General features: G+C 45.5%; 25 protein-coding genes, 2 tRNA genes and 1 other annotated feature. Of the genes, 18 read left to right on the top strand and 9 right to left on the bottom strand.

Features of this window, described 5'->3' with window-relative positions; all coding sequences use genetic code 11:
• Positions 1-329 precede the first annotated feature (329 nt).
• Positions 330-557 (top strand): hypothetical protein, encoded by a 228-nt coding sequence (locus KNO92_RS10575; RefSeq protein ID WP_074033023.1) that lies wholly within the window; start codon positions 330-332, stop codon positions 555-557.
• Between the two features lie 185 nt (positions 558-742).
• On the opposite strand, the gene KNO92_RS10570 is transcribed toward KNO92_RS10575, so the two are convergent.
• Positions 743-1,657 carry a hypothetical protein gene (locus KNO92_RS10570; RefSeq protein ID WP_074033024.1) on the bottom strand — a complete coding sequence of 305 codons (915 nt, stop codon included), beginning with the start codon at positions 1,655-1,657 and terminating at the stop codon, positions 743-745.
• 196 nt (positions 1,658-1,853) lie between these two features.
• On the opposite strand from KNO92_RS10570, the gene KNO92_RS10565 reads away from it, so the two are divergent.
• The 3 genes from KNO92_RS10565 to KNO92_RS10555 all read left to right on the top strand — a co-directional run bounded on the left by KNO92_RS10565 (position 1,854) and on the right by KNO92_RS10555 (position 4,112).
• The gene (locus KNO92_RS10565) at positions 1,854-3,086 is read left to right on the top strand and encodes an LCP family protein (protein WP_214761208.1); all 1,233 of its coding nucleotides are present in this window, start codon (positions 1,854-1,856) and stop codon (positions 3,084-3,086) included.
• A gap of 79 nt (positions 3,087-3,165) precedes the next feature.
• On the top strand, positions 3,166-3,873 hold the full coding sequence (locus KNO92_RS10560; RefSeq protein ID WP_214761206.1) for an SDR family oxidoreductase: 708 nt from the start codon (positions 3,166-3,168) through the stop codon (positions 3,871-3,873).
• Positions 3,874-3,893: 20 nt separating this feature from the next.
• Positions 3,894-4,112 carry a PspC domain-containing protein gene (locus tag KNO92_RS10555; RefSeq protein WP_074033027.1) on the top strand — a complete coding sequence of 73 codons (219 nt, stop codon included), beginning with the start codon at positions 3,894-3,896 and terminating at the stop codon, positions 4,110-4,112.
• Between the two features lie 37 nt (positions 4,113-4,149).
• Here the strand turns inward: KNO92_RS10555 and KNO92_RS10550 are convergent, their stop codons facing one another.
• The gene (locus KNO92_RS10550) at positions 4,150-5,004 is read right to left on the bottom strand and encodes an aldose 1-epimerase family protein (RefSeq protein WP_214761204.1); all 855 of its coding nucleotides are present in this window, start codon (positions 5,002-5,004) and stop codon (positions 4,150-4,152) included.
• Between the two features lie 74 nt (positions 5,005-5,078).
• On the opposite strand from KNO92_RS10550, the gene KNO92_RS10545 reads away from it, so the two are divergent.
• Positions 5,079-5,645, top strand: a complete 567-nt coding sequence (locus tag KNO92_RS10545) for a TlpA family protein disulfide reductase (RefSeq protein WP_251127105.1) — start codon at positions 5,079-5,081, stop codon at positions 5,643-5,645.
• 48 nt (positions 5,646-5,693) lie between these two features.
• Here KNO92_RS10545 and KNO92_RS10540 read toward each other — a convergent pair whose 3' ends face one another.
• From KNO92_RS10540 to KNO92_RS10525, 4 genes are all read right to left on the bottom strand, one after another.
• Positions 5,694-5,900 carry a DUF3006 domain-containing protein gene (locus KNO92_RS10540; protein WP_015880796.1) on the bottom strand — a complete coding sequence of 69 codons (207 nt, stop codon included), beginning with the start codon at positions 5,898-5,900 and terminating at the stop codon, positions 5,694-5,696.
• 408 nt (positions 5,901-6,308) lie between these two features.
• Positions 6,309-7,109 (bottom strand): MBL fold metallo-hydrolase, encoded by an 801-nt coding sequence (locus tag KNO92_RS10535; RefSeq protein WP_214761200.1) that lies wholly within the window; start codon positions 7,107-7,109, stop codon positions 6,309-6,311.
• Between the two features lie 156 nt (positions 7,110-7,265).
• Positions 7,266-7,339 (bottom strand) — tRNA-Gly (locus KNO92_RS10530).
• 14 nt (positions 7,340-7,353) lie between these two features.
• Positions 7,354-7,427: transfer RNA gene (locus tag KNO92_RS10525), tRNA-Gly, on the bottom strand.
• 130 nt (positions 7,428-7,557) lie between these two features.
• Here KNO92_RS10525 and KNO92_RS10520 point away from each other — a divergent pair.
• From KNO92_RS10520 to KNO92_RS10510, 3 genes are read left to right on the top strand one after another with little or no spacing between them, the layout of a single operon-like run.
• Positions 7,558-7,917, top strand: coding sequence for a hypothetical protein (locus KNO92_RS10520; RefSeq protein ID WP_214761198.1), 360 nt, complete (start codon positions 7,558-7,560; stop codon positions 7,915-7,917).
• A 2-nt stretch (positions 7,918-7,919) separates the two neighbouring features.
• Positions 7,920-8,474, top strand: a complete 555-nt coding sequence (locus KNO92_RS10515) for a hypothetical protein (RefSeq protein ID WP_224863319.1) — start codon at positions 7,920-7,922, stop codon at positions 8,472-8,474.
• A complete protein-coding gene (locus KNO92_RS10510; RefSeq protein WP_074033032.1) occupies positions 8,471-8,884 on the top strand; it encodes a DUF3805 domain-containing protein in 414 nt (137 codons plus the stop codon). Before KNO92_RS10515 ends, KNO92_RS10510 begins: the two co-directional genes overlap by 4 nt.
• A 42-nt stretch (positions 8,885-8,926) precedes the next feature.
• Here KNO92_RS10510 and KNO92_RS10505 read toward each other — a convergent pair whose 3' ends face one another.
• From KNO92_RS10505 to KNO92_RS10495, 3 genes are all read right to left on the bottom strand, one after another.
• Positions 8,927-11,698, bottom strand: a complete 2,772-nt coding sequence (locus KNO92_RS10505) for an SH3 domain-containing protein (protein ID WP_214761195.1) — start codon at positions 11,696-11,698, stop codon at positions 8,927-8,929.
• A 189-nt stretch (positions 11,699-11,887) separates the two neighbouring features.
• Positions 11,888-12,796: an alpha/beta fold hydrolase gene (locus KNO92_RS10500; protein WP_214696456.1), complete on the bottom strand. Its 909-nt coding sequence runs from the start codon at positions 12,794-12,796 to the stop codon at positions 11,888-11,890.
• A gap of 14 nt (positions 12,797-12,810) precedes the next feature.
• On the bottom strand, positions 12,811-14,496 hold the full coding sequence (locus KNO92_RS10495) for a formate--tetrahydrofolate ligase (protein WP_214696454.1): 1,686 nt from the start codon (positions 14,494-14,496) through the stop codon (positions 12,811-12,813).
• A 243-nt stretch (positions 14,497-14,739) separates the two neighbouring features.
• Between KNO92_RS10495 and KNO92_RS10490 the strand changes: the two genes are divergently transcribed.
• The 10 genes from KNO92_RS10490 (at position 14,740) to KNO92_RS10445 (ending at position 25,441) form a co-directional block, all read left to right on the top strand.
• Positions 14,740-15,645: a carbohydrate ABC transporter permease gene (locus KNO92_RS10490; RefSeq protein WP_427373576.1), complete on the top strand. Its 906-nt coding sequence runs from the start codon at positions 14,740-14,742 to the stop codon at positions 15,643-15,645.
• A complete protein-coding gene (locus KNO92_RS10485; protein ID WP_083600080.1) occupies positions 15,642-16,544 on the top strand; it encodes a carbohydrate ABC transporter permease in 903 nt (300 codons plus the stop codon). The genes KNO92_RS10490 and KNO92_RS10485 overlap by 4 nt, the downstream gene beginning before the upstream one ends.
• 104 nt (positions 16,545-16,648) lie before the next feature.
• Positions 16,649-16,889: a binding site (T-box leader), on the top strand.
• 69 nt (positions 16,890-16,958) lie between these two features.
• Positions 16,959-17,939, top strand: coding sequence for an aspartate--ammonia ligase (asnA, locus tag KNO92_RS10480; protein WP_214696452.1), 981 nt, complete (start codon positions 16,959-16,961; stop codon positions 17,937-17,939).
• A 161-nt stretch (positions 17,940-18,100) separates the two neighbouring features.
• A complete protein-coding gene (locus KNO92_RS10475) occupies positions 18,101-19,393 on the top strand; it encodes an ABC transporter substrate-binding protein (RefSeq protein WP_214761193.1) in 1,293 nt (430 codons plus the stop codon).
• A gap of 146 nt (positions 19,394-19,539) precedes the next feature.
• A complete protein-coding gene (locus tag KNO92_RS10470) occupies positions 19,540-20,724 on the top strand; it encodes a NosD domain-containing protein (RefSeq protein WP_214696448.1) in 1,185 nt (394 codons plus the stop codon).
• Complete coding sequence (locus KNO92_RS10465; RefSeq protein WP_214696446.1) at positions 20,711-21,271, top strand: nitrous oxide reductase accessory protein NosL; 561 nt, start codon at positions 20,711-20,713, stop codon at positions 21,269-21,271. Before KNO92_RS10470 ends, KNO92_RS10465 begins: the two co-directional genes overlap by 14 nt.
• Before the next feature lie 3 nt (positions 21,272-21,274).
• Positions 21,275-22,066, top strand: coding sequence for a hypothetical protein (locus KNO92_RS10460; RefSeq protein WP_214696444.1), 792 nt, complete (start codon positions 21,275-21,277; stop codon positions 22,064-22,066).
• On the top strand, positions 22,063-22,782 hold the full coding sequence (locus KNO92_RS10455; RefSeq protein ID WP_214696442.1) for an ABC transporter ATP-binding protein: 720 nt from the start codon (positions 22,063-22,065) through the stop codon (positions 22,780-22,782). Before KNO92_RS10460 ends, KNO92_RS10455 begins: the two co-directional genes overlap by 4 nt.
• Before the next feature lie 63 nt (positions 22,783-22,845).
• On the top strand, positions 22,846-24,306 hold the full coding sequence (locus KNO92_RS10450; protein WP_214696440.1) for an MDR family MFS transporter: 1,461 nt from the start codon (positions 22,846-22,848) through the stop codon (positions 24,304-24,306).
• A gap of 37 nt (positions 24,307-24,343) precedes the next feature.
• Complete coding sequence (locus tag KNO92_RS10445) at positions 24,344-25,441, top strand: PQQ-dependent sugar dehydrogenase (RefSeq protein WP_214761190.1); 1,098 nt, start codon at positions 24,344-24,346, stop codon at positions 25,439-25,441.
• The last annotated feature ends 28 nt before the right edge of the window (positions 25,442-25,469 follow it).

The following is a 25,469-nucleotide window of genomic DNA, read 5'->3' as shown; positions in this document are numbered from 1 at the left end:
GAGAAGAGTTTTGGACCGGGCGATTCATCTCCCGCCTACGCTGGGCTACGCCCCGAGACGCTTAGAGGAGGGAGAATTCTCGCCTGATTCAATTAAATTGTAAGCGCTATCTGAATAAAAGTTGTGTGGCATTTTCATGACACCTGATGGATGAAAATAATCAACATCCTTCATAAAAAAATGAAATAAAATAGATTGTTCGCACATGATTTTGAATAAATGATTGATTATACATGTTGGTCTGTGAGTTTCGTCAAATGTCAGACGTGACGTGTGGCGAAGACATGATATACTTAATCACAATGAAACCAATCAATTAGGAGTTTATGATGAAATATATTTATCAACTGATTCTCGTCGCTATGTTGTTCATGATTGCTGCTCCGACTACGGTTATGGCCGAAACAGAACCAGTAGTGATTCATGAGAACATCATTGTTGAAGAAGAGGTAGAGATTCACGAAGGATTTCAATCACCCAATGAGATGGTGTATGTCTTCGTATTAATCGTGTTATTATCTGTCGTTGGTTTAGGAATCATGAATACGATTGAATAACGTGAAAACGTTCACAAAAACGCAATAAGTCGTTTGGTAACGGTTACAAACGTTGCCTTATACTTATATGTGTAGGAAGAAAGTTCTGCACCAACTTTCTGTCCTCCTTTTCAAATGAACACCCCTCGTTCATATCATGTATTGGAGTCAACCGATGTCATCGATTGACTCCCTTTTTTGTCTATCTAAAATCGAATACGTTTTTCTTTTGCTAATCGTTTTAATCGTTTTGTTTCATCCGTATGGCCATGGCTCTCTAAGAAATCGACGTAGACACGGAACGGTTCGGAACGATGTGAAAAGAAAGGGATATACTCTGAAAATAGCTTCTGTTCGGCTTCTTGTAAGTTACCTTCGGCGACGAGGAGACGGAGCTCTAACATTTTAAGAGCTTGATAGTTTTCAAGTGCGGTATCTTCTGTCTGGGATTTTTCTAACATCCGCTCACACAGTTTGAGAATGCGTGCGTGAAGAATCTTTCTCGTGTTGGCTTGGCTGTGTTCAATCGGCAAGGTTGATAGTAAGTCGATTCGTGTGGAATCCACGTCTTTTGGCACGTGGAGGGCAGTGTATAAAGCGCGGTCAATCCAGACGGTATCAATGGGTGCGTCTAGTTGGTAGTAGTGGATGAGTTTTTGGAGCATCGTGACTTGTGAGATTTTCAATAGGCGAAACGGGTCGCTCGTTGAAAAGAGAGGTTCTTCTCCGGCTGACGTTGACAGAAGATAAAACATCTCTTCATACATCGTGCGTGCCTCAGTATATTCTTCGGCATAGTGGGCTAAATCACGGATGATTTTTTTGGCGTGGATATACCAATTTTTTTGATCACGGTCGGACATGACTTGGTTGGGACGAATATATAAATGTTCATATGCTGAATCGACAAAACGTTCAGCTAACGTAATCGTTTGTGAGAGCGAATGACGCTCTTCCGAATGTTTTTTTTCTTTATAGCGTGTGAACTGGCTGATCATAAAATCAAAGTCTTGATCATCAATCACATCTTTTGGAGTATGACGATACATCTCGACCAATAAATCACGTAACGTCGCCTCACCATATTGCTCCAACAACATGCGTAATTTTCCGATGCGCATCAGCTCTCCTCCTTTCATTCATACTTGTTGTATGCATCTCTGATTTGGGCAGACACCAATTAATATTCCTTTCCCGGATTTCATCTGAAACAATCATATGGTCTCATGCTTAAGACGGATTTTCCTTAGAAACGTTGTCAGATCAATGCGGGTTCGGGATAATAGAGAAAAATTGATAAAGTTGAGGATTGAAAATATGAAAGATGATCAACGTTTATCGCGTGTAGAACGTAGAAAGCGCGAACTCGAACAACAAGAACTCGAAGCGTCTCGTTTGAATGGTGAACGATCTTCAGATGAGCCGTCGAATATAGAAGAGCCATCGAATATAAATGAAGCATGGCGACAGAATCGACAAGGGGAAGGGGCTCCTGTTCAATCGGAGCACCCGTTCTTGAACGAGAAATCAACGGATTCGTCGAAGCCGAACTACGGAACATCAAAAAAGCGGAAGAAGCGTATGCCACGGATTCCGTCATTCTCAAAATCGAAACGAAAGACTTCTCAATCAAAGTCGAATCATGCGACGCAACAACCGAAACCGGCAAAATCTCCGAAACAAGAAGTCGATCATTCGTCCAAACCATCAAATAAACGAAAGCGTAAATGGAAAGGGAAAGTGGCCCTTCTTCTCATTCTCCTGTTGCTTGTCGGAGGGTATGTGGCGACTTCCCCGTTCACGTTCCTCATTATGGGAAGTGACGCACGGGTGGGGGAATCCCTCTCGGGGTCCCGCACAGATTCTCTACAATTGATGGAATTTGTCCCTCGTTCACGTACTGTTCAAAACGTGTCGATTCCACGCGATACGTATACGGCCATTCCATGTGAGCCAGACCGGGATGGCGATAAAATCACCCATGCTTTCGCTTATGGTGGTGCAACGTGTACGGTAGGTGCTGTTGAAGGACTGACCGATGCGTCGGTTGATGGACAAGTCGTGATCACATTTGAGTCGTTCATGGAATTAATCGATTTGATTGGTGGTGTCAATGTGACAGCAACGCATTCATTCAGTGAGAAAGGGTTCAACCAGACGTATGAGTATACGGAAGGTGTCTCTTACGCGATGGATGGAGACATGGCACTTGCCTATGCGAGACACCGTAAGTCGGATACGGACGGCGCCCGTTCGAATCGTCAAACCGAAGTCATGACAGCCGTTGCTGAGAAATTGGCTAGTCCTTCGGGCTGGACGAAGATTCCGGCAACGTATCGTTTCATGAAAGAGGAAATGGGTCTTGAGATGAATGTCTTACAAATGGCGTCTGTCGGTCTGACGATGATCTCGAACCCGGACGTGAATAAGATGCAAGTTGAAGGACAAGATGCCTATATCAACAATGTCTATTACTACGAACCTTTAGAAGAGAGTGTGCAATCCATTCGGGACGCCCTCGATTTATCGATGTGGGGCACGGTCAGATAATTTTAAGAAAAGGGTTTGATTCTGACTTGAAAGAGGAATTTTAAACAAATGAACTACTCTTTTGAGGAGGGAAATTTGAATGAAAGTATTAGTCATTGGAGCAACAGGAAAGATCGGGAAACGTGTATTGAAAAGTCTAGCGAAGACCCATCAAGTGACCGCTTTAATTCGTTATCCTGAACTACAAGCAGAGTACGAGAAAATGGGTGCGCACGTATTGACGGTTGATGTCGAGAAAGAACTTGAGAAAAAAGTTCATGAGGCGACAAGTGGACAAGATGCAGTCATCATTGCGGCGACTGCCGGCGCAGACGGATCGAGTACCGAGATTGAACTACTCGACCGAAACGTCGCGATGAACGCGATTGATGCTGCTAAAAAAGAACGAGTACGTCACGTCGTCTTGCTCAGTGCATATGGCGCGGACCAACCGAATGCCGCACCAAAAGAACTCTTTAACTTTCTGTCAGCCAACAATGCCGCCGACGAATACATCGAACATAGCGGTTTGAACTATACGATCATTTGCCCAGTGACCATTGTCGATGAACCGAGTAAAGGTTCCATCGAAGCATCTGAAGACTTGAACGATACGGACGGTGCGACGATTTCCGAGACAGATGTCGCGACTGTCATCTCTGCATCTCTTGACAACCGTGGACTATACGGTCGCCGAATCGAAATCAAGTCGGGTAGTACGCCGATTAATGAAGCGCTTGATTTTGAAGGCCGTGGAGAAGTGGCAAACGGAGGTAGAACGACGTTACGCCGACCACAACGATCATAACGAGTTGAGGAGAAGATGATATGGAACGAAAGTTGTATAAAGATCAGAATAATAAAATGATTGCCGGGGTCTGTTCAGGGCTCGGGAACTATCTAGGAGTGGACGTCACGATCATGCGTGTTCTGTTTGTGGCAATGGCACTCTTAGGTGGTCCAGGGCTTCTGATTTATATCGTTCTGGCCATCATCATGAAAAAGCCGCCATCAGAATATGAGGCGGAACAAGAAGATCGTTTTTAACGAAAACAAGCAATCCGACAGTCATGTCGGATTGCTTTTATTTTTCGATGTATAAGGTGTAGCTTGCTTCGAACGTCTCGTTTGGGGCAAGGAGCTGAATTCCTTCTTTGTGTAGAAAATCTTTTCGGTGTCCTTTATAATCTGCGTGACCGAACCACGGTTCAAGACAAACGAATGGAGCATCCTTATGGGGTGGTGACCAAATGCCAAAGTGAGTAAATGAAGGGCTTTCCATCACGATTGCCGTGCCTGACGGCTGATGACGTAGCGCGGCGTACTCCACATTTTCGAAAATCAATGCATCGTCGTCAAATAGAGAACGGGTAAGCGGGATGTATTGCCGTTCGCCTAGTGGTTGATAGGCTCCTGTCAAATAAGGTCCTTCTAATAGATAGCGGTCAAGTGTACGTACTTCTCCGAAGTCGATCGTATAGTCCTCGAACGCACCACCCTTGAAAGGGATATTGAATGCGGGATGACCACCGATACTGAACGGTAACATGGTTTCCCCTGGGTTATGAACATGATAGGTGACAATGACTTCTTCTCCTACAAGTTGATACGATACGTTCAGAGTAAACGGGAAAGGGTAATGTTGTCTTGATTCAGGTGTATCTTTCAAGGTGAAACGAACGGAAGTTTCATTCGATGATTCGATGTCGAAAATCGCGTCACGAGCAAAGCCGTGTTGACTCATCGTATACGTATTGCCTTCATATACATATTGATCATCTAATAATCGCCCGACAATCGGGAAAAGAATGGGGGCCTGTCGTCCCCAATACGTAGGATCACCTTGCCATAAGTATTCCGTTTCGTCTACTTTCCAACTAGTCATCTCAGCACCCTGTGCTTTTAACGTAATCTGAACATTTTTGTTTTGAAGTTGCACAATACATACGCTCCTTTACGGTTTGTGATAAGTTAAGTGTAGAAATCTTAAGTAAAACAAACAAGGGGTAAATGATGCGCTTACAAAGAATCGTAATCGGAACGCTCATCCTTCTATTGATTGCTGGGCTTGCCTACAAGGGCTACGAAGAATATATGACGACACAAAAGAAAGAAAAAGCGGTTCCAATCGTCCAAAATGAATCGGTATTAGGAGGTCTCGAAGTGGGGCAACAAGCTCCAGACTTCACCTTGAATACGCTAGAGGGGGAGAGTCTGACTCTTTCACAGTTCCAAGGACAGCCGGTAGTCATTAATTTTTGGGCTTCTTGGTGCCCGCCTTGTCGAGATGAGTTCCCTGAACTGGTTTCGTTTGAAGAAGCGACAGACATTCCGGTTCTCGGTGTGAATGTCACCAAAAATGAACGACGAGGAAAAGCGGACGTCGAGGCTTTTTTACAGGAGTACCCGGTTGATTTTCCAATCTTGTTAGATGAAGAAGCGGTCGTAGAGCAACAGTATCGTGTCGTCGCGCTACCGACAACGTACGTTTTAGATGAACAAGGAGTCATTGTGGCGAAGCAGACAGGTCCCGTCGACGAAGCGTGGATTCAGCAACAGATCGAAAAGACGTCAATGTGATATTTCAAAAAAACTGAACGATCTGCCCTTAATGGGAGAGCAGATCGTTCAGCTTTTATAGTGTTGCTTGATCAATGCATCAAAATTTGGGGTCATATCTTCTTCAAGATAATAATGATGATTGTCTCGAATGATTGTATCACCAACACGTGCTTCGGAAGGTAAGAATCGTCTAGGAATGAAACTTGAGCCGTTATTCCATCTCAATACGGCATATTTTCCCTCGATTCGCACCAATGTACCGTACTTAATCATGCCTCTTCCTCCTCGACGAGCAGCTTCTGTCTCTTTTTATCCTTACATCATGTATTCCCACATTCCACAAAAGCTACACATTTTTACGAGTGTCTGTCCAATCGGACAAGGGAAGTTATTCCAAGAAACGCATGAGGATAAATTTGATAAATGTGAAGGAAGTTTGAAGAAAACGCTTTCTTTTTTTAAAATGGTCTTCTATAATGAAAGCACGGGGTGATTATGACGAAACTGTGAACAATGGGGGGATGGTCATGTTTTCTTCTGCAATGATTGGGTTACTCGCTCTGACGGGAGTAACGATCTATGGGGTTGACCGTATGTTCACGGTCCGCTCAGAACGCGTCACAAAGAAATAGGTCTACATAGGGGGAAATCGCAACGTCTTGGGGAGACGTTGCGATTTTTTTAATAGTCTTGTTGACGAGACCGGCGATCGGTCTCTTTTTGTTCCACCATTTTTCGATTACGTTCATGGACACGGTCGAAAAAAGAATGCTCTGGCCACATAGGAGACCAGTGGCGCTCTTCGGGAAGTGCTAAGATGTATTCTTCTGCCGCACTCAACCGTTCAATCATTTGGCTACGATTGTCGCATAGGTCACCATGTCCAGGCACGAACCATTGAACTTCATGTTCATAAATGAGGGTTTGCAACGTTTGTAATGTTTCGAGATATGCGGTCGGGTCATGCTCGATAAAAGGTGGCTCGATATTCGAACCGTAATCTCCGCATACGAGTAGGTGCATCGGCTCGATTAGAACAGATAGGTGAGTTGCATCATGGCCAGGTGTCGGGATGAACGTAACGGGTAACGATCCAAGTAGAAGTGTCTGATTCGGTTGGACCACGATATCGATTTCAGGTTTTTGAATCGGGCGATCGATGTAATGCTGTTCATAGAACTCGCGAATCTCATCGAGCTGATCTGACGAGTCGGCATCTACGAACGCCTGTGAGGCAATCGTTGTCGCATCCTTAAAACCATAAGCCCCGATAATATGGTCGAAATGATGATGGGTGAAGATGACGTAAAGTGGGCGATCATCTCGTCTTAGCTCGATATCCCGACGAATCGTGGCGATTTCTTCTGGAAGCCATGTGGGGTCAATCAAAAGAATAGCGTCTGGTGTATCGATTAAGGTCGATGTCGTTCGCATCAACGCACTTTCGTAAATCGTGAATGATTGAAGTTTCGCTTGAATCAAAAGAGTTCCTCCTCATCTGATTAGAGTCATTCACTCTTTTCCCCAAAACAATCGATGGAACAACAAAAAAGCAGAAAGTCAAATGACTTTCTGCTTTTGCAAGGTCTCAACCGTGCATTGTATGTGTGCGAGAGGCTCTCGCGTATATGTCGATATTGGAGCGGGTGAAGAGAATCGAACTCTCGTCATCAGCTTGGAAGGCTGAGGTTTTACCATTAAACTACACCCGCATGAAGAAAAAATATGGAGCGGGTGAAGGGAATCGAACCCTCGTCATCAGCTTGGAAGGCTGAGGTTTTACCATTAAACTACACCCGCGTTACGTCTTAACGTTACTTTGATATAATAGCATATCAAATTCTATTTGCAAACCCTTTTTTAAAAAACTTTTTAGGTTGCAGAATCCTATCCACAACGAAGATAATAGAAAAAAGGGGAGAAATTAAATATGAGTGAACGAAAATCATATTTACAACTGATGGGCGAAGGATTTCGGATGTTGAAGCAGTCTAAACAAACGGACAAAACAGTGTCTCTCCGGGGCTGGACGTTCTCGATTCATCACGATAACGAATGGTATGTCGTGTTACGTTCGAATCGGGTCAAGTGGGTCGGATTGCCGAGTCATACATTTGACATTTCTCCCAATTTGATTCAAATTGGGAATCTTCGAATCATACGTCACCCTGAATCGAACGAAGTACGTTTGACAATCGATGAAGAATGGGGATTGGAAAATAAGGTTGTTTGTGACAACCTAGAATGGGAAACATTCGTCGATGCGCTCAAACAAGTGAAGGGGGAGTAAGCGTGAGTGAAGAGAGGTTGTATCGAATGGAAGCGGAAGCACGAGGGAGTGCTTGGCGGGCCCGGGTTCTAACAGGGATTCAGCGATTTCGATTTTACAAAGGCGAATTGCTCGCACCATCGAACCGGCCGTATGTCGTATTGAGCATTTCACAAGATGAAGGGTCCTTGCCTGATCTGATTGAAACCGATATGGGCATCCTCTTGATCCATGAGCGAGTCAGTCCGATCTTTATGAATGTCTGTCCATATGACGTTCAGCTCGTCCGTGTCGAGCTTCATACAAGTACAGGGAAGACAGATCGCTACTGCGCGCTTAATGTGCTCCGACGCTTTGAAATCGAATACCTCGAACACTCGAACGAATTTCGCCCGTTAAGTACGGATCGATTCTATTTCCTATCTAATCAGACGGTTCGAATGAATTTATTTGGACATATGATTGCCCAAGATGTAAATAGCCAACGTCTTTATGTGACCGAACGACTAAAGTATGCATTACAAGCGAAAATGGTCACAGGACTGGCATTTAAGCAAGTAAAGGAGAAAACAGCATGAAAGAGTATGAAATTGATGGGTGGTTCCGCCTGACGTATCCGGAACATTACGAATACAGTGAAGAAGAAGATTATGTGAGCTTCTATTCAACAGAAGAGGATGCGCAAGGAACGCTTCAAATCTCCATCTATGAGTCTGAGGATTCACAAGAACCAAGAGAAGCCGTCTTACGCGAGTTAAATACCTTTTTAGGAGAGTTCCCAATCGACGTAAAAATTGCGCCAAGCGTGACTGACGAGACGGGTGACATGACGACGGCTTATGCGAGCGGCATCGAAGACGGGATGCATTTAGATGTCTGGTCTTTGACGGACGGAAAGCGCCTCTTATTCATGACATACGTTGCTGATCAAGTGACGAATGAAAAAATGGAGATTGAATCCATCATCGACTCAGTCGAATGGACATAAAATGAGACACGACGCCAAATTAGAGGCGCGTGTCTCATTTTTTTATTGATATTTTGGAACATCGAAATTAAGTGTATAGGCATCGAGCGATTGATAGACTTCATAGATCTGTCTCGTTTGAATATCTGCCCAAGCAATATTCGTTGCGTATTGATGCGTGCCTGGTGAATCAGGGTTATAACGCATCTTATAAAGTGTGTTTTGTTTATAAGTCGGATGATTAATGTAGCTAGAACCAATCCAGTAGGCTCCACCGATTACTGCTGCTTCAGGCGTGAACCATTTCTGTTCAAATGCATACTTAGCTCCACTTCCAAGTGGATTGCTGTCGAAGGCCTGAATACCATACATATTGTATACGGTAGCGGCTACAGGTCGCTCGGGATAAATGCGGTCACCGTTTGAGTTAATCAAGGCGTTTCCGTCTTTATCAACGGGTACACCAGACGCTAGTTTTGAGGTACCGTTACCCGTTTCATGAAGTGCATGTGAAAGCAGATAGACTTCATTGATATTATACTGACTGCCGGCATCTACGAACGCTTGACCTAAGCCACTGAGTGTACCTTTCGACAGGAGTAGCTTATTGAGCGTTGTCGCTGTCGTTCCGGCACTCTTCGATAAATCTAAGAATTGGTAGAACGAGCGTGAATTCGGATCAATGCCAGTCGGGTCAACATATGTCAACACTTCATTGAGCGATGCCCGACGCCACATGTTATCAAACACACGAAGGTTGTGACCGGATGGACGGTTGTAAGAAACTGTATAGTATGTGCCTGTCTGTCCAGTGATGGTTACTTTTTCGCCCGGATTGATTTGACCGTATGGATGAGATGTAAGGCTTGGTTGGCTTAAAATATTGGCCTTACCGATGACGGAACTCAATGTGATATAACCCGTTGCCGTACCGTATTTGACTTTATACCAAGAAGAGGAAGCGCGTTCTACATATTGAACTGTTGCTCCTTTCGGAATAGTGGCCACTGTCACAGAACTTGATGTGGCAGACAATTTTAACGCAGCACCTACGTTTGAGATGACGGTCATATCCTGATTGACGATTGTGCCGACGTTATCAGTGACACTGACCCAAGCTCTTGGCAAATACGCTTTTTCGTAGCGATGAAAATCAGTTTGAGCGATTTGATTATATTGTCGCTCTGCCATGTCACGAACAGTCATCGGATAACTTGTATAGAATACGTTCTTGATGACACCGCTTCCCGGAGGCGTTGTCGTGACCGGAATTGCGTAATCCATATGAATATAGTTTCCACTATACGTACCATTCGTCAATAATCCCCAATCTGAACCGATGATTGGTTTCACACTGATAATCGTCCCGTTGTTCAACGTTCCAGCGAGGTTATTTGACTGGACGGCAGGAGTAGAACGTACGTTTAACGTACTTCCACCTTCTACATAAATTCGGTATTCGGCTTCCGGACCGTACTGTTCAGTCGGTGTCGTTGTCGGTGGCGTCAACGCAAAGTCACGAGCTGCGACATAGCCAGTCGTGTTGTTGTAACGCACTTGATACCATGAACCAGTCGCTCCAAATTTAGCGAATTGATCAACTTTAGCCCCTTTTGGGATGGTCTGTAGCACCGTTTTAGAACTAGACATCGAAGAATATAACTTCGTTTCTTGTTGGGCGTAATACGGTGTCACCACTTGCGTGAATTTCTCAGATAGATCACGTGTCGGGACGTAACCTGTCGTAGATTGATACGTCACTTTAGACCATGAACCTGTTGCGCCATGAGTCGAAAGTTGAGAGACCGCCGTGCCAGGCGTTAACGTACGGATAGCTTTTTTAGTTGATGACATAGAGTTGTAAAGCGTCGTTTGATTACTAATATACATCGGTTTAGGTGCCGTCAGCGATTGGAGGTCGCGCATGGCCACATATCCAGTAATTCCGTTGTAAGAAATCTTACCCCACGAATTTGTCGCACCATATAAAGATTGAAGACTTACTTTCGCGCCTTTCGGGAGAGTCGTCAATACACGAGAAGTCGTCGTAATCGATGCATATACTTTTGTTGAATCAGTTGTCATATGTGTCGGATTCACTTGAGGCGTCACACTTCCACCTTCGTATGCAGAAAAGTATTTTTGAGCGACGTAACCAATTTTCCCGTTATAAGAAACTTTGTACCACGAACCCGTCGCGCCGTGCGTCGAAATATAGTTCACGACCGCATCCTTAGGAAGGACCGTCAATACAGCAGAAGAAGTCGTCATTTCAGCTCTTAAATTGACGTTCATTTCCGCAACATATTGTTTTGCAGATGCCTGCTCAACAAAATATTTTTGAGCGACATAACCCGTCTTCCCATTGTAAGAAATTTTGTACCACGAACCCGTCGCCCCATGCGTTGATATGTAAGTGATGGTCGCACCTTTCGGGATTGCGCTTACGACAGAAGATGAGGTCGTCATCGATGAATACATACTTGTCGCTTCTTTAGCGATATATAGCGCAGTAGAAGCGGTAGAAGTAGTAGATGTAGAAGACTTAGAAATAGATGTATTGACGGTTAAATATTCGGAAGCGACATAACGTGTTTGACCCTCAAATTCGATTTGTGCCCAATCGTTATTCGATGAATAGACGTTTACCGTTGTTCCTTCTGTTAGTTTCCCAACAATCGATGAAGTCGTAGACGAGTCAGAACGAACATTTAAAATCTTTGTGTTGACGGTTCCTTCATATGTTGCTGCGTATGATGGAGTGGGAGCCAATCCACTAAATAACGAGGTCGAAACAAGGACGGCTGCACTCAATCGTGTAAGGTTTGATTTCAAAGTCTATTTACTCCTTTCACCAACCGATTGGTCATCGGTCGATGTAGATAATTTTCACTATGCGGTCTAAGTATAACGTACTTAAATTTTGATAAGAAGGTTATCTTTCAAAAAAGAGGTGAATCCTTGAAGTGAAATGTATGAAAAATGGAAAATAAAAAAGCTCCTTCAAAAAGGAGCTTAAACCATTTAATGGGTTTTGTTTTGTTTCATCCACATGAGTATGTCTGACCATACTTGTTCCCGGTCCGCTTCACGCAAAATTTCATGTCGGGCATCGTCATATGTCGCAACGGACAGTTCGACGTCCGCATTGCGATATTTTTCGATGATTCCGTTCAATCCCTCCCCGTCATGGATCACAGGGTCGTCCATCCCGGCGACGAGCAACATCGGAAGAGACTTCGGATGCTCATGAATGCGTGCGACGGTCGTGACATCAAGTGAGGCACGGGTCACTTCATGTAAAAATCCGAGTGAGGGAAGCCCCCCACAATTCGAATCATCGATATACGAATCAACTTCCTCGGGGACGCTTGATAGCCAGTCACTATCCGTTCGAGCAGGCAAAAACTTAAGGTTGTAGCGCCCGAACAAAAGGCGTTCAAAGAAACGTGATTGATGCGTGGCACCTTTACGTTTCATGACGGAAGCGATTAAACGATGCCCGACTTCACCTGCGACCCCAGGATGTGGGGGAGGCGCGACGACAATCACTCCAGCCAAAGCATGCCCCATGATTTGACCAAGTCGACGAACGAGCAGAGAACCGAAACTGTGACCTAACACATAAGTAGGGCGCTCATCTTCATAACGGTTAATCAGATATTGAGCATCCTCGACAAGTTGCGGAAAGCCCTCGCCCGGAGAGAGGTGTCCATAAGTCTGTTGTTCGTGGGCGCTTGAACCCGCCCCTCGTAAGTCGCATATGAACACATCGTATCCATTTTCTGTTAGAAAATGAGCGAACTCAATATATCTTTCATGGTGTTCAAGCATTCCATGAAAGATGAATATTTTTCCAATAGACTGCTCTGCTCGAATTTCCATTACTTCTGTCTGATATCCGTCTGGATACGTCAACTCCGAAAGAACCATGTGTCATCCTCCTATTAGAAAAGTCCGATTGCTTTTCCAGATTCATCAATGCCCATATTGAGGGCAGCCGGATGTTTCGGTAAGCCCGGCATCGTTAAAACGTTACCTGTGAGAGCAACGAGGAAACCTGCTCCTACTGATGGTTTTAATTCGCGTACCGTAATGGTGAATCCTTGTTGATAACCGAATTTGGAAGGGTCGTCCGATAGAGAGAACGGTGTCTTCGCCATACAAATCGGCAGGTCTGCCCAACCTTTCTGTTCAATCTCAAGCATTTGTTTTTTAGCTTTTGCTGTGAACGTGACATCGGCCGCTCCATATACTTCCCGGGCAATCGTTTTAATCTTTTGTTCAATCGAATCGGTCAATTCGTAAAGTGGTGATAGTTTACTTTCGTTTGACTCAACCGCATCAATGACAGCTTCAGCGAGTTGTTGCCCACCGAGTCCGCCGTTTGCCCATACTTCGCTCAGTGAAGCACGAATCTCATGTGCTGTGCACCAGTCAAGTACCGCTGCGATCTCTTCTTCGGTATCTGAATTGAAACGATTTAAGGCAACGACAGTCGGGAGACCGAGTTTTTTCATCGTGTCGATATGTTTCGCAAGCAGTTTCATCCCTTTACCGACCGCACCGACATTCTCGATATGGAGTTGGTCTTTCGCCACACCGCCATGCATTTTCAAAGCACGAACCGTCGCAACGAGCACAACCGCATCTGGATTTAATTCTCCAACACGAGACTTGATATGGCAGAACTTTTCTGCTCCGAGGTCGGCTCCAAATCCTGCTTCTGTCACTACATATTCGCCTAGTTTTAATGCTGTTTTTGTCGCAATGAGCGAGTTACAGCCGTGGGCGATATTCGCAAACGGTCCACCATGGACGAGGGCAGGGGTTTGTTCAATCGTCTGAACTAAATTTGGTTTGAACGCTTCTTTCAACAGCAATGTTGCCGCACCAGCTGCTCCGATATGTTCAGCGGTGATTGGTTCTTGTTGATGATCATAAGCAACGACGATTCGCTTAATCCGATCTTCGAGGTCTTTTAAAGAATCTGCGAGACAGAGAATGGCCATAATTTCAGAGGCGACAGTAATATCGAATCCTTCTTCACGTGGTACGCCATGAGCGGGACCACCGAGACCGACAGTGACGTGACGAAGGGCGCGGTCGTTCAAATCGAGCACGCGTTTCCAAACAATTCGACGAACATCGATGCCGAGGTCGTTTCCTTGATGAAGGTGATTGTCGATCATGGCGCTGATCGTATTATGAGCTGACGTGATGGCGTGCATGTCCCCTGTGAAGTGGAGGTTGATGTCTTCCATCGGGAGAACTTGACTGAAACCACCGCCAGCCGCTCCACCTTTTAAGCCCATCGTCGGTCCGAGTGAAGGTTCGCGAAGGCAGACGATTGCCTGTTTATTCAATTGGTTCAAGGCTTGGCCGAGTCCGACCGTAACCGTCGATTTTCCTTCTCCAGCTGGCGTTGGATTGATGGCTGTAACGAGTACAAGTTTTCCATCTTTTTTTGTCTTCACACGCTCGAGGACATCATAAGAGAGTTTGGCTTTGTATTTTCCGTAAAAATCAAGATCGTCTTCTTGTAATCCGATTTTTGCTGCAATCTCTTTGATGGGCAATGTTTTAGCTTGTTGTGCGATGGTTAGGTCAGATAATGGTTTCGTTGTTGTCATAAAAAAGTACCTCCGTTTTTCGAACGATATGTTTTTATATATTATTTAATATTCGGTTTTGGTGTTTTTAAGCACGAAACGAATGAATTCATGTCCAACCCGTTCGTAATATCATTGATTTTATCATAACTCATCAGATCGTGAAATTCATTCATTCCGTTCAATATTTTCCACCCTTTCCGTCAAATGTATCCGTTTTCATAAAAGATTCTTCACGATACATTGATAGTGGAGGCGATACACATGACTGAAACTTCGAAACGGATGAAACGAAGACGAAATTGGAAGAAACCAGCGAGTTTTGTAGCATTTGTCGGACCTGCTTTTCTAGCGTTCGTCGCGATCGTGCTCATTCCGTTCTTCAATGGGATCTACTATAGTTTTACGGATTGGAACGGTGTGACCGGAGAATTGAATTTTGTCGGATTTGATAATTATCAGCGACTATTCTTTGAAGATGAGCAGTTCCGCGCTTCATTTTGGATAACGACAAAATATACGATTATCTCTGTCTTACTGACGAACATCGTTGGATTCTCGTTGGCATTGCTGTTGACGATGAATATTAAAACACGAAATTTCTTGCGTACGATCTTCTTCATGCCAAACTTGATTGGTGGATTGATTCTCGGATTCATTTGGCAGTTCATTTATGTTAAAGGGTTTGCCTCAATCGGAGCGTTGACGGGTTGGAGTTTATTTGAATTACCGTGGCTCGGGGATGCGCAAACAGCATTCTGGGGAATCGTCATTGTCGCCATCTGGCAAGGAGGCGGTTATGTCATGGTCATCTACATCGCGGCGCTACAAAATGTACCGACGGATTTGATGGAGGCGGCTCGGATTGACGGAGCCAACCGTTTCAAAATGCTTCGTCACATCACGTTGCCGATGATTATGCCGTCCATCACCATCTGTTTATTCTTGACGATTTCTTGGTCGTTCAAAGTGTTTGATACGAACTTATCACTCACAAACGGCGGACCGTTCAAATCAACAGAGATGTTAGCTTTAAATATTTATACGGAGTCTTTTGTGAATAATAACTATGGTCTTGGGTCAGCGAAAGCGGTCATCTTCTTCTTGGTCGTGGCTGCGATTACGGTGACACAAGTGTACGTGACGAAGAAACGGGAGGTAGAAGCATGACGACTGAGAAATTGGAACATGTCGAGAGAAACATAGAGAAAACACCGAAGCGCGTTCCGCAACGTCCACTTCGCCCGGGAACATATTCTTGGAACCTTGGAATCATTGAGCTCGTCGCCATCTTGCTTGGACTTCTCTATTTGGTCCCGTTCTATTACGTTGTTGCCAATTCGTTTAAATCGATGGCTGAAATCTTTACGAACACATCGGCGTTGCCGAATGAGTGGTTGACGTCAAACTATACGGAAGCATGGGAAGCGATGAATTATGGACGTGTGTTTTTAAACTCGCTGTTCATTACAGTCGGGGCGAATGCAATCATCGTCATCTTCACATCGATGGCAGCGTGGAAACTTGTTCGGACGAAGCATTGGATTTCTACGATGATTTTCTTCTTATTCGTGGCAGCGATGGTCATTCCGTTCCAATCGATCATGATTCCGCTTGTGAAAGTCTCAAGCATTCTCGGGCTACTCAACAGTCATTGGGGACTGATGGTCATGTATCTCGGATTTGGTTCTGGAATCTCCGTGTTCCTATACCACGGATTCATGAAATCGATTCCCGAAGAGATTGAAGAAGCCGCAATCATCGATGGTTGTTCAACATGGGGCGTCTTTTGGCGCATCGTCTTCCCGTTACTCAAGCCAATCACGGTGACGATCGTCATCTTGAATAGCCTATGGATTTGGAACGACTTCTTATTGCCATCACTTGTTCTCCGTGATGTGGAGTTGCGGACCATCCCGCTCGCAACGTTCTATTTCTTTGGGCAGTACACGAAGCAATGGGATTTGGCGTTAGCTGGTTTAGTGTTAGGAATCGTTCCACTTTTAGTCTTTTTCTTCGGTATGCAAAAACATATCATCAAAGGGATTACAAGTGGCTCGATTAAATAACCCTCCCAAGGGAATCCTCCGTTCGCTACACGGAGGATTAATTTTTTTGAAAAAAGTCGTTGACATTAGTCTGAATATTTATAATAATGAACTCAATTCAATTGTGAACGACGTCGAAAGGACGAGTACACGAAGGTAGTGAGTCAAGCGATCCGGGGGTGGTGTGAGCCCGGTCTTAACCCTTCGTCGAAAAACTTCCTGGAGTCGCTACCCGAACGCTTTGCCAGTAGACGTAGCCGGACCGCTCCCCGTTATCGGAGTTACGAGATGATTGTCTCGAAAAAGTGAGTAGATTCGTCTACTAATTTGGGTGGCACCGCGGAACCGAAGTCTTCCGTCCCATGTTCAATGGGAATGGAGGGCTTTTTTTCATGGCTTCATTTTCAAATATTCCACAATTGGAGGAAACGGAAAATGACAACAGCAACAAGCACGATGAAGGAAAGACAGCAGACAATCGCGACAGTGAAGGCACTCTTCGAGGAGAAGGTCTCACGTGAACTCGGACTCACGCAAGTGCAGGCACCACTATTCGTAGAGTCAGCAAGTGGTGTCAACGACCATCTGAACGGCGTGGAGCGCATCATTCAGTTCGATACGATGTATCCGGGACATGAACTTGAAATCGTTCAATCGCTTGCGAAATGGAAACGTGAGGCACTCGGACGATATGGATTCGGAGTCGGAGAAGGGTTATACACGCAAATGCGCGCCATTCGCCGTGATGAAGAACTCGATGCGACACACTCTCTCTTCGTCGATCAGTGGGACTGGGAGCGGGTCATCGCTCGAGAAGAACGGACGATGGAATATTTAAAAGCAACGGTCGAGTCGATTTATGCGGCACTCCGTGAAACAGAATCGGAAGTGGAAACAACGTATGGCATTGAAGCGATTCTTCCGGAAGCCATCCATTTCATCACGAGTCAAGAGTTAGAGGACGCATATCCGACGATGACACCGAAAGAACGTGAGAGTGCCATCTGTAAAGAACATGGCGCCGTCTTTATCTCGCAAATTGGTGACCTTCTCGCATCTGGCATGAAACACGATGGACGTGCGGCTGATTATGACGATTGGTCACTCAACGGTGACATCCTCGTCTGGCATCCAGAACTCGAATCGGCATTTGAGTTATCATCGATGGGGATCCGGGTAGATGAAACGGCTCTTGACGCACAGCTAAAGAAAGCGGATGCGGACGAGAAACGGGCATATCCATTCCACCAAGGTGTCCTCGAAGGCAAGCTTCCACTGACGATTGGCGGAGGAATCGGTCAATCACGTGTGGCGATGTATCTCTTGCGTGCGCGCCATATCGGGGAAGTACAAACGTCGGTTTGGCCACAAGAAGTGATTCAGTCGTGTGAAGCAGCTGGCATCAGCTTGTTGTAATATAATAAGAAGAAACACGGAACAGGACTCTAAAATGTGAGTCCTGTTTTTCTGTGCAACATTTTCCACCCTATTCGTCAAATTTGACACCTACATTATGGAAGCGTTTTCATTTAAAGTTGATTTTGTAAAGAATGGATCAGGTTAAGGGAGGAAATGAAATGAAACAGAAGTGGAAATTGTCGACTGCGGTCATGACGGCTGGAATGGTACTTTCATTAGCGGCTTGTGGAGGAGGATCTCTTACAGACGAAGGGTCTTCTGAAGGAAGTGCGGATAGCGGTGACAAAAAAGACGTTACGTTAAATGTCTTCCAGTTCAAAGCGGAGATCGCCAAAGATCTTGAAGCGATGGCAAAAGAGTATGAAGAAGAGACTGGCGTCAAAGTGACCGTTCAAACGGTCGGTGGCGGTGCGGACTATGGTGCGGCCCTCAAGTCTCAATTCGCTTCGGGCAATGAACCGGACATCTTTAATAACGGTGGCTTCACAGAAGCGCAGACGTGGAAAGACAAACTCGAAGACTTGTCGAGCGAGAAGTGGGTCGGAGATTTGACGGAAGTCGCCAAAGAACCGATGACGATGGATGGTAAACTTTACGGAATGCCGATGAACCTTGAAGGATACGGATTCATCTATAATAAAGAACTATTTGAAAAAGCGGGTATCAAAGAGTTGCCGAAAACGCTCTCTGAACTGACAGATGCTGCTGAAAAACTTGAGAAGGCAGGCATCACACCATTCTCTGTCGGTTATGCAGAGTTTTGGATTTTAGGCATTCATCTCTTAAATATTCCGATGGCGCAGCAAGATGATCCGGATGCGTTCATTCAAGCACTAAATGAAAATAAAGCGAAGTTTGAAGACAACGAACAGTTCCAAGAGTTTTTGAAGCTGTTTGATTTGACAATCAAATACGGAAATAAGAATTCATTGACGACAGACTATAATACACAAGTCACTCAGTTCGCCCAAGGTGAGACAGCGATGCTCCAACAAGGAAACTGGGCACAACAGATGATTCTCGATGTGAATCCGGATATGGAAATGGGCTTCGTTCCAATTCCAATCAACGACGATGCCGAGAAAATGGACCGCCTACCGGTTGGTGTCCCTAACAACTGGGTCGTCAACAAGAATTCGAAGTATAAAGAAGAAGCAAAAGATTTCTTAGAATGGATGGCGACATCTGATACTGGAAAAGACTATATGGTCAACAAGTTCAAGTTCATCCCGGCGTTCAAGTCGATTGAAGCGAACGACCTCGGACCGCTCGCAGATGACATCCTTGCATATTCGAATGAAGGAAAGACCATCTCATGGAACTGGTTCAAGTATCCGGATGGTGCGGTGAATGAATACGGTGCACTCATGCAGGCATATGTCGGTGGACAAAAAACAGGTGAAGAGATGCTTCAAGACTTCACGAAAGTATGGCAAGACAAAGTGAAATAAGCGACGCACAGACGGTGAAACGACCCCTTCACCGTCTGTGTTTTTTTTATGAAAAAACTGTCACAAGAATCCCATATAAACCACACACATACCTATGGGGGTTTCAGTAAAATAAGTGATGTAAGCGGTTGAGAGAAGGAGGGGGCATGAAACGATTACTAGTGGGGATTTTATTTATGTGTTGGATGCCGCATGTGAATGCGGAAGGAACGCTGACTCCATTAACTGAACCAATCGTCATCGAATCAAACGAAATATTTGATGGGACCGGAAAAACATATGCAAGCTGTGGACACCCGGCGTTCATTCTTCGAGGGACGGGTGCTCTTCTTGAACGTGTGTCGGTTCAACAGTGCGAGGGTGATCGTGTACCCGCCGTTCAAATGTCGGGTCTCGGACACCAACTAATCGATGTGTCTATCGAATCCTCGGGCACTGGACTATTGATTGAGAATAGTTACGGCGTACGTGTCATTCGAACATCAATTCAAGGAAACGGACAGGCAGATGGGATTGTACTTCTCAATAGCGAAGCGTCAGAGCTCAGAGGAGTCGTCGCGAAAGAGGTGCGAGACGGGATATACATAGAAAACGGATCTCAGCACACGATTGTGCGACCAGTCGTCTCGCATTCACGCTATGGCATTCACTTGATGTTTCCGACTGACGTTATGATTTCTGTACCTGAACTACATCATAATTTGACGGGTGCGATGATTATGGGGACGAATCAAGTCGCTTTCCAAAATGGAAATGTGCATGATCAAGTCGGTGGAACGGCGACGGGACTGATGTTATATGAAGCCATCGATACAACAATTGAGAAGACGAGTATTTATGGGAATCATATCGGTTTATATGCGGAGCAGTCGACTGGGACGACACTCGAACAGAATGCAATTAATGGAAATGACATTGGCTTTCAATTGAAGCAAGCAAGAGGGATGATGATTCTCCAAAATAATCTATTGGGGAATCGAGAACCCGTAACGATGGTCGAGTCATCTGAAAACATCGTGCAAGGAAATGTGTGGGGTGACATGACCCTTGACCTGAATGGCGACGGCTATAGTGAGGTTCCATTTCGCACAGACCCATATTTATTCTTATTGACAGATTCATATGAGGCATTCGAATTATTGTATGGGTCACCCGGTCTTCTTTTACTAAAAAGTATACTAAGGAGCCCGGAAGACGTATCGTTGACAGATGTTTCACCACAAACTTATTCTCCGATGTGGAAATGGAACGGTTCGGTCTGGAATGTAGGAAGTATTTTATTGCTCATTATCATTTGGAGATTTGGGAGGAAACGACATGAAATCGTATAAACAAGTAGCAGGACTATTATCAGTAGCAGGATTATCGTTGGCACTTGGTGCATGTTCAAGTGCATCGGCAGAACCGTTTGAAATCAAATGGGGCGAAACGGAATGCGAAGTGTGTAAGATGAAAATCATGGATGAGCAGTTCGCAGCGGAAGCAATCATGGAGAATGAAAAAGGATATGCGTTCGATGATATTGGATGCTTGATGCGTGATTGGTATCCAGAACAAAAAGAAGACGATATTGCAGCCATGTATGTGAAAGATTTCAATACGAAAGATTGGGTCGAATTAGACGAAGCGATGTTTGTTTACGACAAAGAGTCGAAAACACCGATGGCTTACAATATTCTATCGTTCGCAAAAGAGGCGGACGCGGAAGCGTATATGGAAGAGAACGGCGGCGAGATGATGGACTTCGATCAATTGAAAGATCATACATGGGAACGTGGCGAGATGAACATGATGATGGATGGCGAAGGTTCGATGGACGGAATGAATCAAGATAGCGAGATGGACATGGAGATGGATACGGAAGAAGAAGGGCAGTAACCGATGTCTCTATGGAGGATGGAATGGGCACGCAGCCTTCGAAAGCGAGAGAACTATGTCTTTCTCCTGACGTGGATTCTCACGCTCGTTCTACTCGGAGGACTTGGACAAGCACTACCGATTGCTGCCGACTATACGAACATAAGCGCAACGCTGATCACGGTGCTCGGTCTATTGCTTCCGCTTTTCATCTTACTGACCACGGCAATCCATTGGGGACAAGAGCAAGAATCGAAACGACTAAGTTTACTTTCGACATTTACCTATCCAAAATGGAAATTCATTTTCATCCGCTTTAGTTCATTTTTGGTCACACAAGTGCTCGTTCTATTATTGGCATTCTTCATCGCGTCACTCGTCGTCGGTCAATCGTTTACAACGTGGTTCATCCTATTTGCTTACGCGACTGGATTAACGATATATGCGACGGCACTCGGTACGTTAATCGGACTATTCGGTCGTACGAGAATCCGGGCGATGTTACTCGCCTTTTTAACGTGGGTCGTTCTCGTGCTATTATGGTCGACGATTCTCGTGACGATTATTTCCTGGCTTCCTTACGGTATGCAGGTGAACGGGATGATTGCTGCACTGTTCGTGAATGGATTTGATTTGATGCGTATTTGGGCAAGTACGACGGTATCGTCTCCAGACGTTTTTGGAGAGGTGTATCTCAACTGGTTAAATTGGATGAATCACCCGATTGGATCTGTCATCGTCTGGGCTACCTTGATGACGATGAGTAGTTTCTTGTTGTGGCTTGCTTCGAAAGTGGCTTGGAGGAAAACATCATGATCCACTGCATAGACGTAGGAAAAAAATATGGCGATACGTGGTCGCTCCATCCGATTCGTGAAGAGATTACCTCAGGGCGAATCATTGCTTTATGCGGGAGCAACGGGGCGGGGAAGTCGACGCTTTTAAATCTGATGAACGGGACAATCGAACCAAGTATCGGGGTCGTTCAGTTGAATGGCTACACGACAAAGCAGCGAACGAAATACAATGAGAACTTTGGCTATATGCCGGACGATTTCTCGTTTGATGGGACATGGACGGTTGAAGAGACGTTCACCTACTACGCCATCTTGCAAGGCGCACGTCCGACTCCTGAAGTTCTCAAACGAGTCGGGTTATATGAACATAAGCGCAAGAAAATCGCCGAATTATCTAAAGGGATGCGCCAACGTCTCCTCTTGGCACAAGCGCTCGTCAATGAGGCGGCTATCCTGTTATTAGATGAACCGACGAACGGTCTAGATCCGATCTGGATGCGAATGCTTCAAGATTTACTACGTGAAGAGGCGGAGCGAGGGACGACCATCGTATTTTCAACTCATCAACTAGATGTTGCCGCTATGTTGTCAGATGAAGTCTGGATGATGAGAGCGGGTTCTATTTGTGGGAAGGTGCATGTCCATGAAGAACAAGCCGCGTATGAACGTCTAAGAGAATTCTTTTTCGGATCAGAAGATGACACTTGTAAAATGGACGTGGCTCGCACAAAATAATAGACAGTTGAAGTGGTGCTCGGAACCTTCCGACGCCACTATTTTTTTGGGGAGATGGAACGGATGAGAAAAAATGTGACGGTTGCCCTCTTATTGGCAACCTTTTTAGCGGCGATTGAAGGGACGGTCGTATCAGTTGCGACGCCTGTCATCGCCAGTGAGTTGAACGGGGCGACGCTCGTCAGTTGGGTATTTGCTGCCTTCTTACTATTTACAGCAGTATCGACACCGATATATGGGAAAGTGGCGGATTTATTCGGGCGGAAGCGTGTCCTCTTGTTTGGCATCGGGTTGTTCACGCTATCCTCACTCTTATGTGGGTTAGCCACGTCGATGGAACAGCTGATCGTCTTTCGGGCGCTACAGGGTCTAGGGGCCGGTGCGGTCCTTCCGATTTCGATGACGATTATCGGCGATCTATACAAATATGAGGAACGCGGAAAGATTCAAGGGATTTTAAGTGCCGTATGGGGCGTGTCGGGTGTACTCGGTCCGGTCATCGGAGGCTTTTTAGTCGAAACGTTATCTTGGCGCTACGTTTTTTTATTGAACGTACCATTTGCGTTACTTTCGTTTATCATGATTATCATCTTCTATAAAGAGAAAGTCGCTGAGACGACTGAGCGGATTGACTTGAAAGGCGCGCTTTTGTTCGCAGGTGGGACGACAGCATTCCTATACGCCCTGATCACATTCAGTGAAACGAATGAATGGACGAAGACCATCGTTGCCAGCGGGGTGTTCAGTATCATCTTATTGGTTGGCTTCTTCGTATCTGAACGAAAAGCAAAATCTCCGTTGTTGCCGTTTGAACTACTCAAGCAACCGACGATTGCTGCGATTAACGGTTCGGTCTTTTTTGCGGCGTGGGTGCTCGTCTCCATGTCTGCATATATCCCGATTTGGGCACAAGCTGTGTTAGGGAAATCAGCGACAGAGGCTGGATTTATGTTGATGCCATTATCGGTCGCGTGGACGTTCACATCGATTATCGGTGGGCGTACACTCGGAGTGGCTTCTCCGAGACGACGCGCTTTGATTGGGATGGGATTGCTCATCATCGGGACGCTAACCTTAACATTATTATCACAATCTAGTTCAGATTTATGGGTATACGGGGCAGTGGCACTGATCGGTGTCGGATTCGGGTTGTCTCAACCGATGTTTATCGTCGTCCTGCAAACTGTCGTCTCCTATCAACAGCGTGGAACGGCAACGGCGACAAATTCATTCTTGAGTACGGTTGGTCAAACGCTCGGTGTAGCGGTGTTCGGAGCAGTCTTTAACTTTGTTGTTCTTAACGACTTTAAAGAGAGCAGCGCGTTATCTCAAGTTTCATTAGAAGACTTCTTCAATCAGAGTGTCACGGAGACGTTGAACGCTTCGGTTCGACTTCAAGGAGAACAAATCATTGCGATCGGATTGAACAGCATCTTTATCGGAGCGATGGTCGCCGCAATCATCGCGTTCGTCATCGCGTCCCGCTTGCCGGCTCGCCCACCGGAACCTTCACAGCGCTCGTGAAACAAGGGTATGATGAAAGAAAGGGAGGCGAACCGACATGAAACGTCAAATCGGGATTGTGACATTGTTGTTTCTTATGGGATGTACGCCAGAACAAACGAACGAAGAAACAGAACCACCTACTTCAGAAGAGACGCGTAGTGAGTCAGAGACTGACAGTGAAACGAGTACGACGGAAGAGTCGAATCTTGAGATTGGAGAAGTGACCGCCATTGCCGAGAACTTGTCCATTCCGTGGTCACTCGCTCGAACAGAGGAAGGATGGCTCGTATCCGAACGCGGTGGCACGATCACCGTGATTGACGGTTCGGGTCGCGCAACCCGACAAGACGTGAACTTTAAGGAAAGTGTATTCGAGATTGGTGAAGGAGGGCTTCTCGGTCTCGCGTTAAGTGAAGATTTTGAATCGAGCGGAATTCTTTACGCGTATCATACGTATGGATCGTCAGGAAGAAACGTTCAAAATCGTGTGGTCGAGTTGACATGGGATGGAGAACGCTTTGAGGAGACGAATGTCTTGCTTGACGAGATTCCAGGTGCACGTTTCCATAACGGAGGTCGCCTATTGCTGGACGGTGAGCATCTTTGGGTGACGACGGGAGATGCGCTCGTGCCTGAACTCGCACAAGACGATTCATCATTAGCTGGAAAGATTCTACGAATCCCATTATCGGGTGAAGGTAAACCGACCGACTGGATTTATTCGCTCGGTCACCGCAATCCTCAAGGATTGAGTCAAATTGATGATGTTCTTTATGCGAGTGAACACGGGGCGAGCGGACATGACGAGGTCAACGTGATAGAAGAAGGAAACAATTATGGATGGCCGATCATCGAGGCGAATCAGGAACAAGAAGGCCTTGTCACACCGTGGTTTGAAGTAGGCGAGACGTCTTGGGCACCTTCTGGTATCGCGACAGATGAACAGTACGTCTATATGGCGACGCTTCGGAACGAGCGGCTTGTTGCCATCTACCGAGAAACGAAACAAGTGACGACGATTGTCGAAGATGTAGGTCGGATTCGTGATGTATGGTTAGAAGATAACACCTTGTATTTTATTTCGAACAATACGGACGGACGAGGCAACCCACAGCCTCAAGACGATCAACTTTATCAAGTAACGATTCGCTAGAAACTGACGACTTTGTCAGTTTCTATTT

The organism is Exiguobacterium sp. s129, assembly GCF_018617585.1.
GTDB classification, from domain to species: Bacteria; Bacillota; Bacilli; order Exiguobacteriales; family Exiguobacteriaceae; genus Exiguobacterium; species Exiguobacterium aestuarii_A.
Note: the sequence above shows the minus strand (reverse complement) of the source record. Positions and strands in the feature narration are given on the sequence as shown.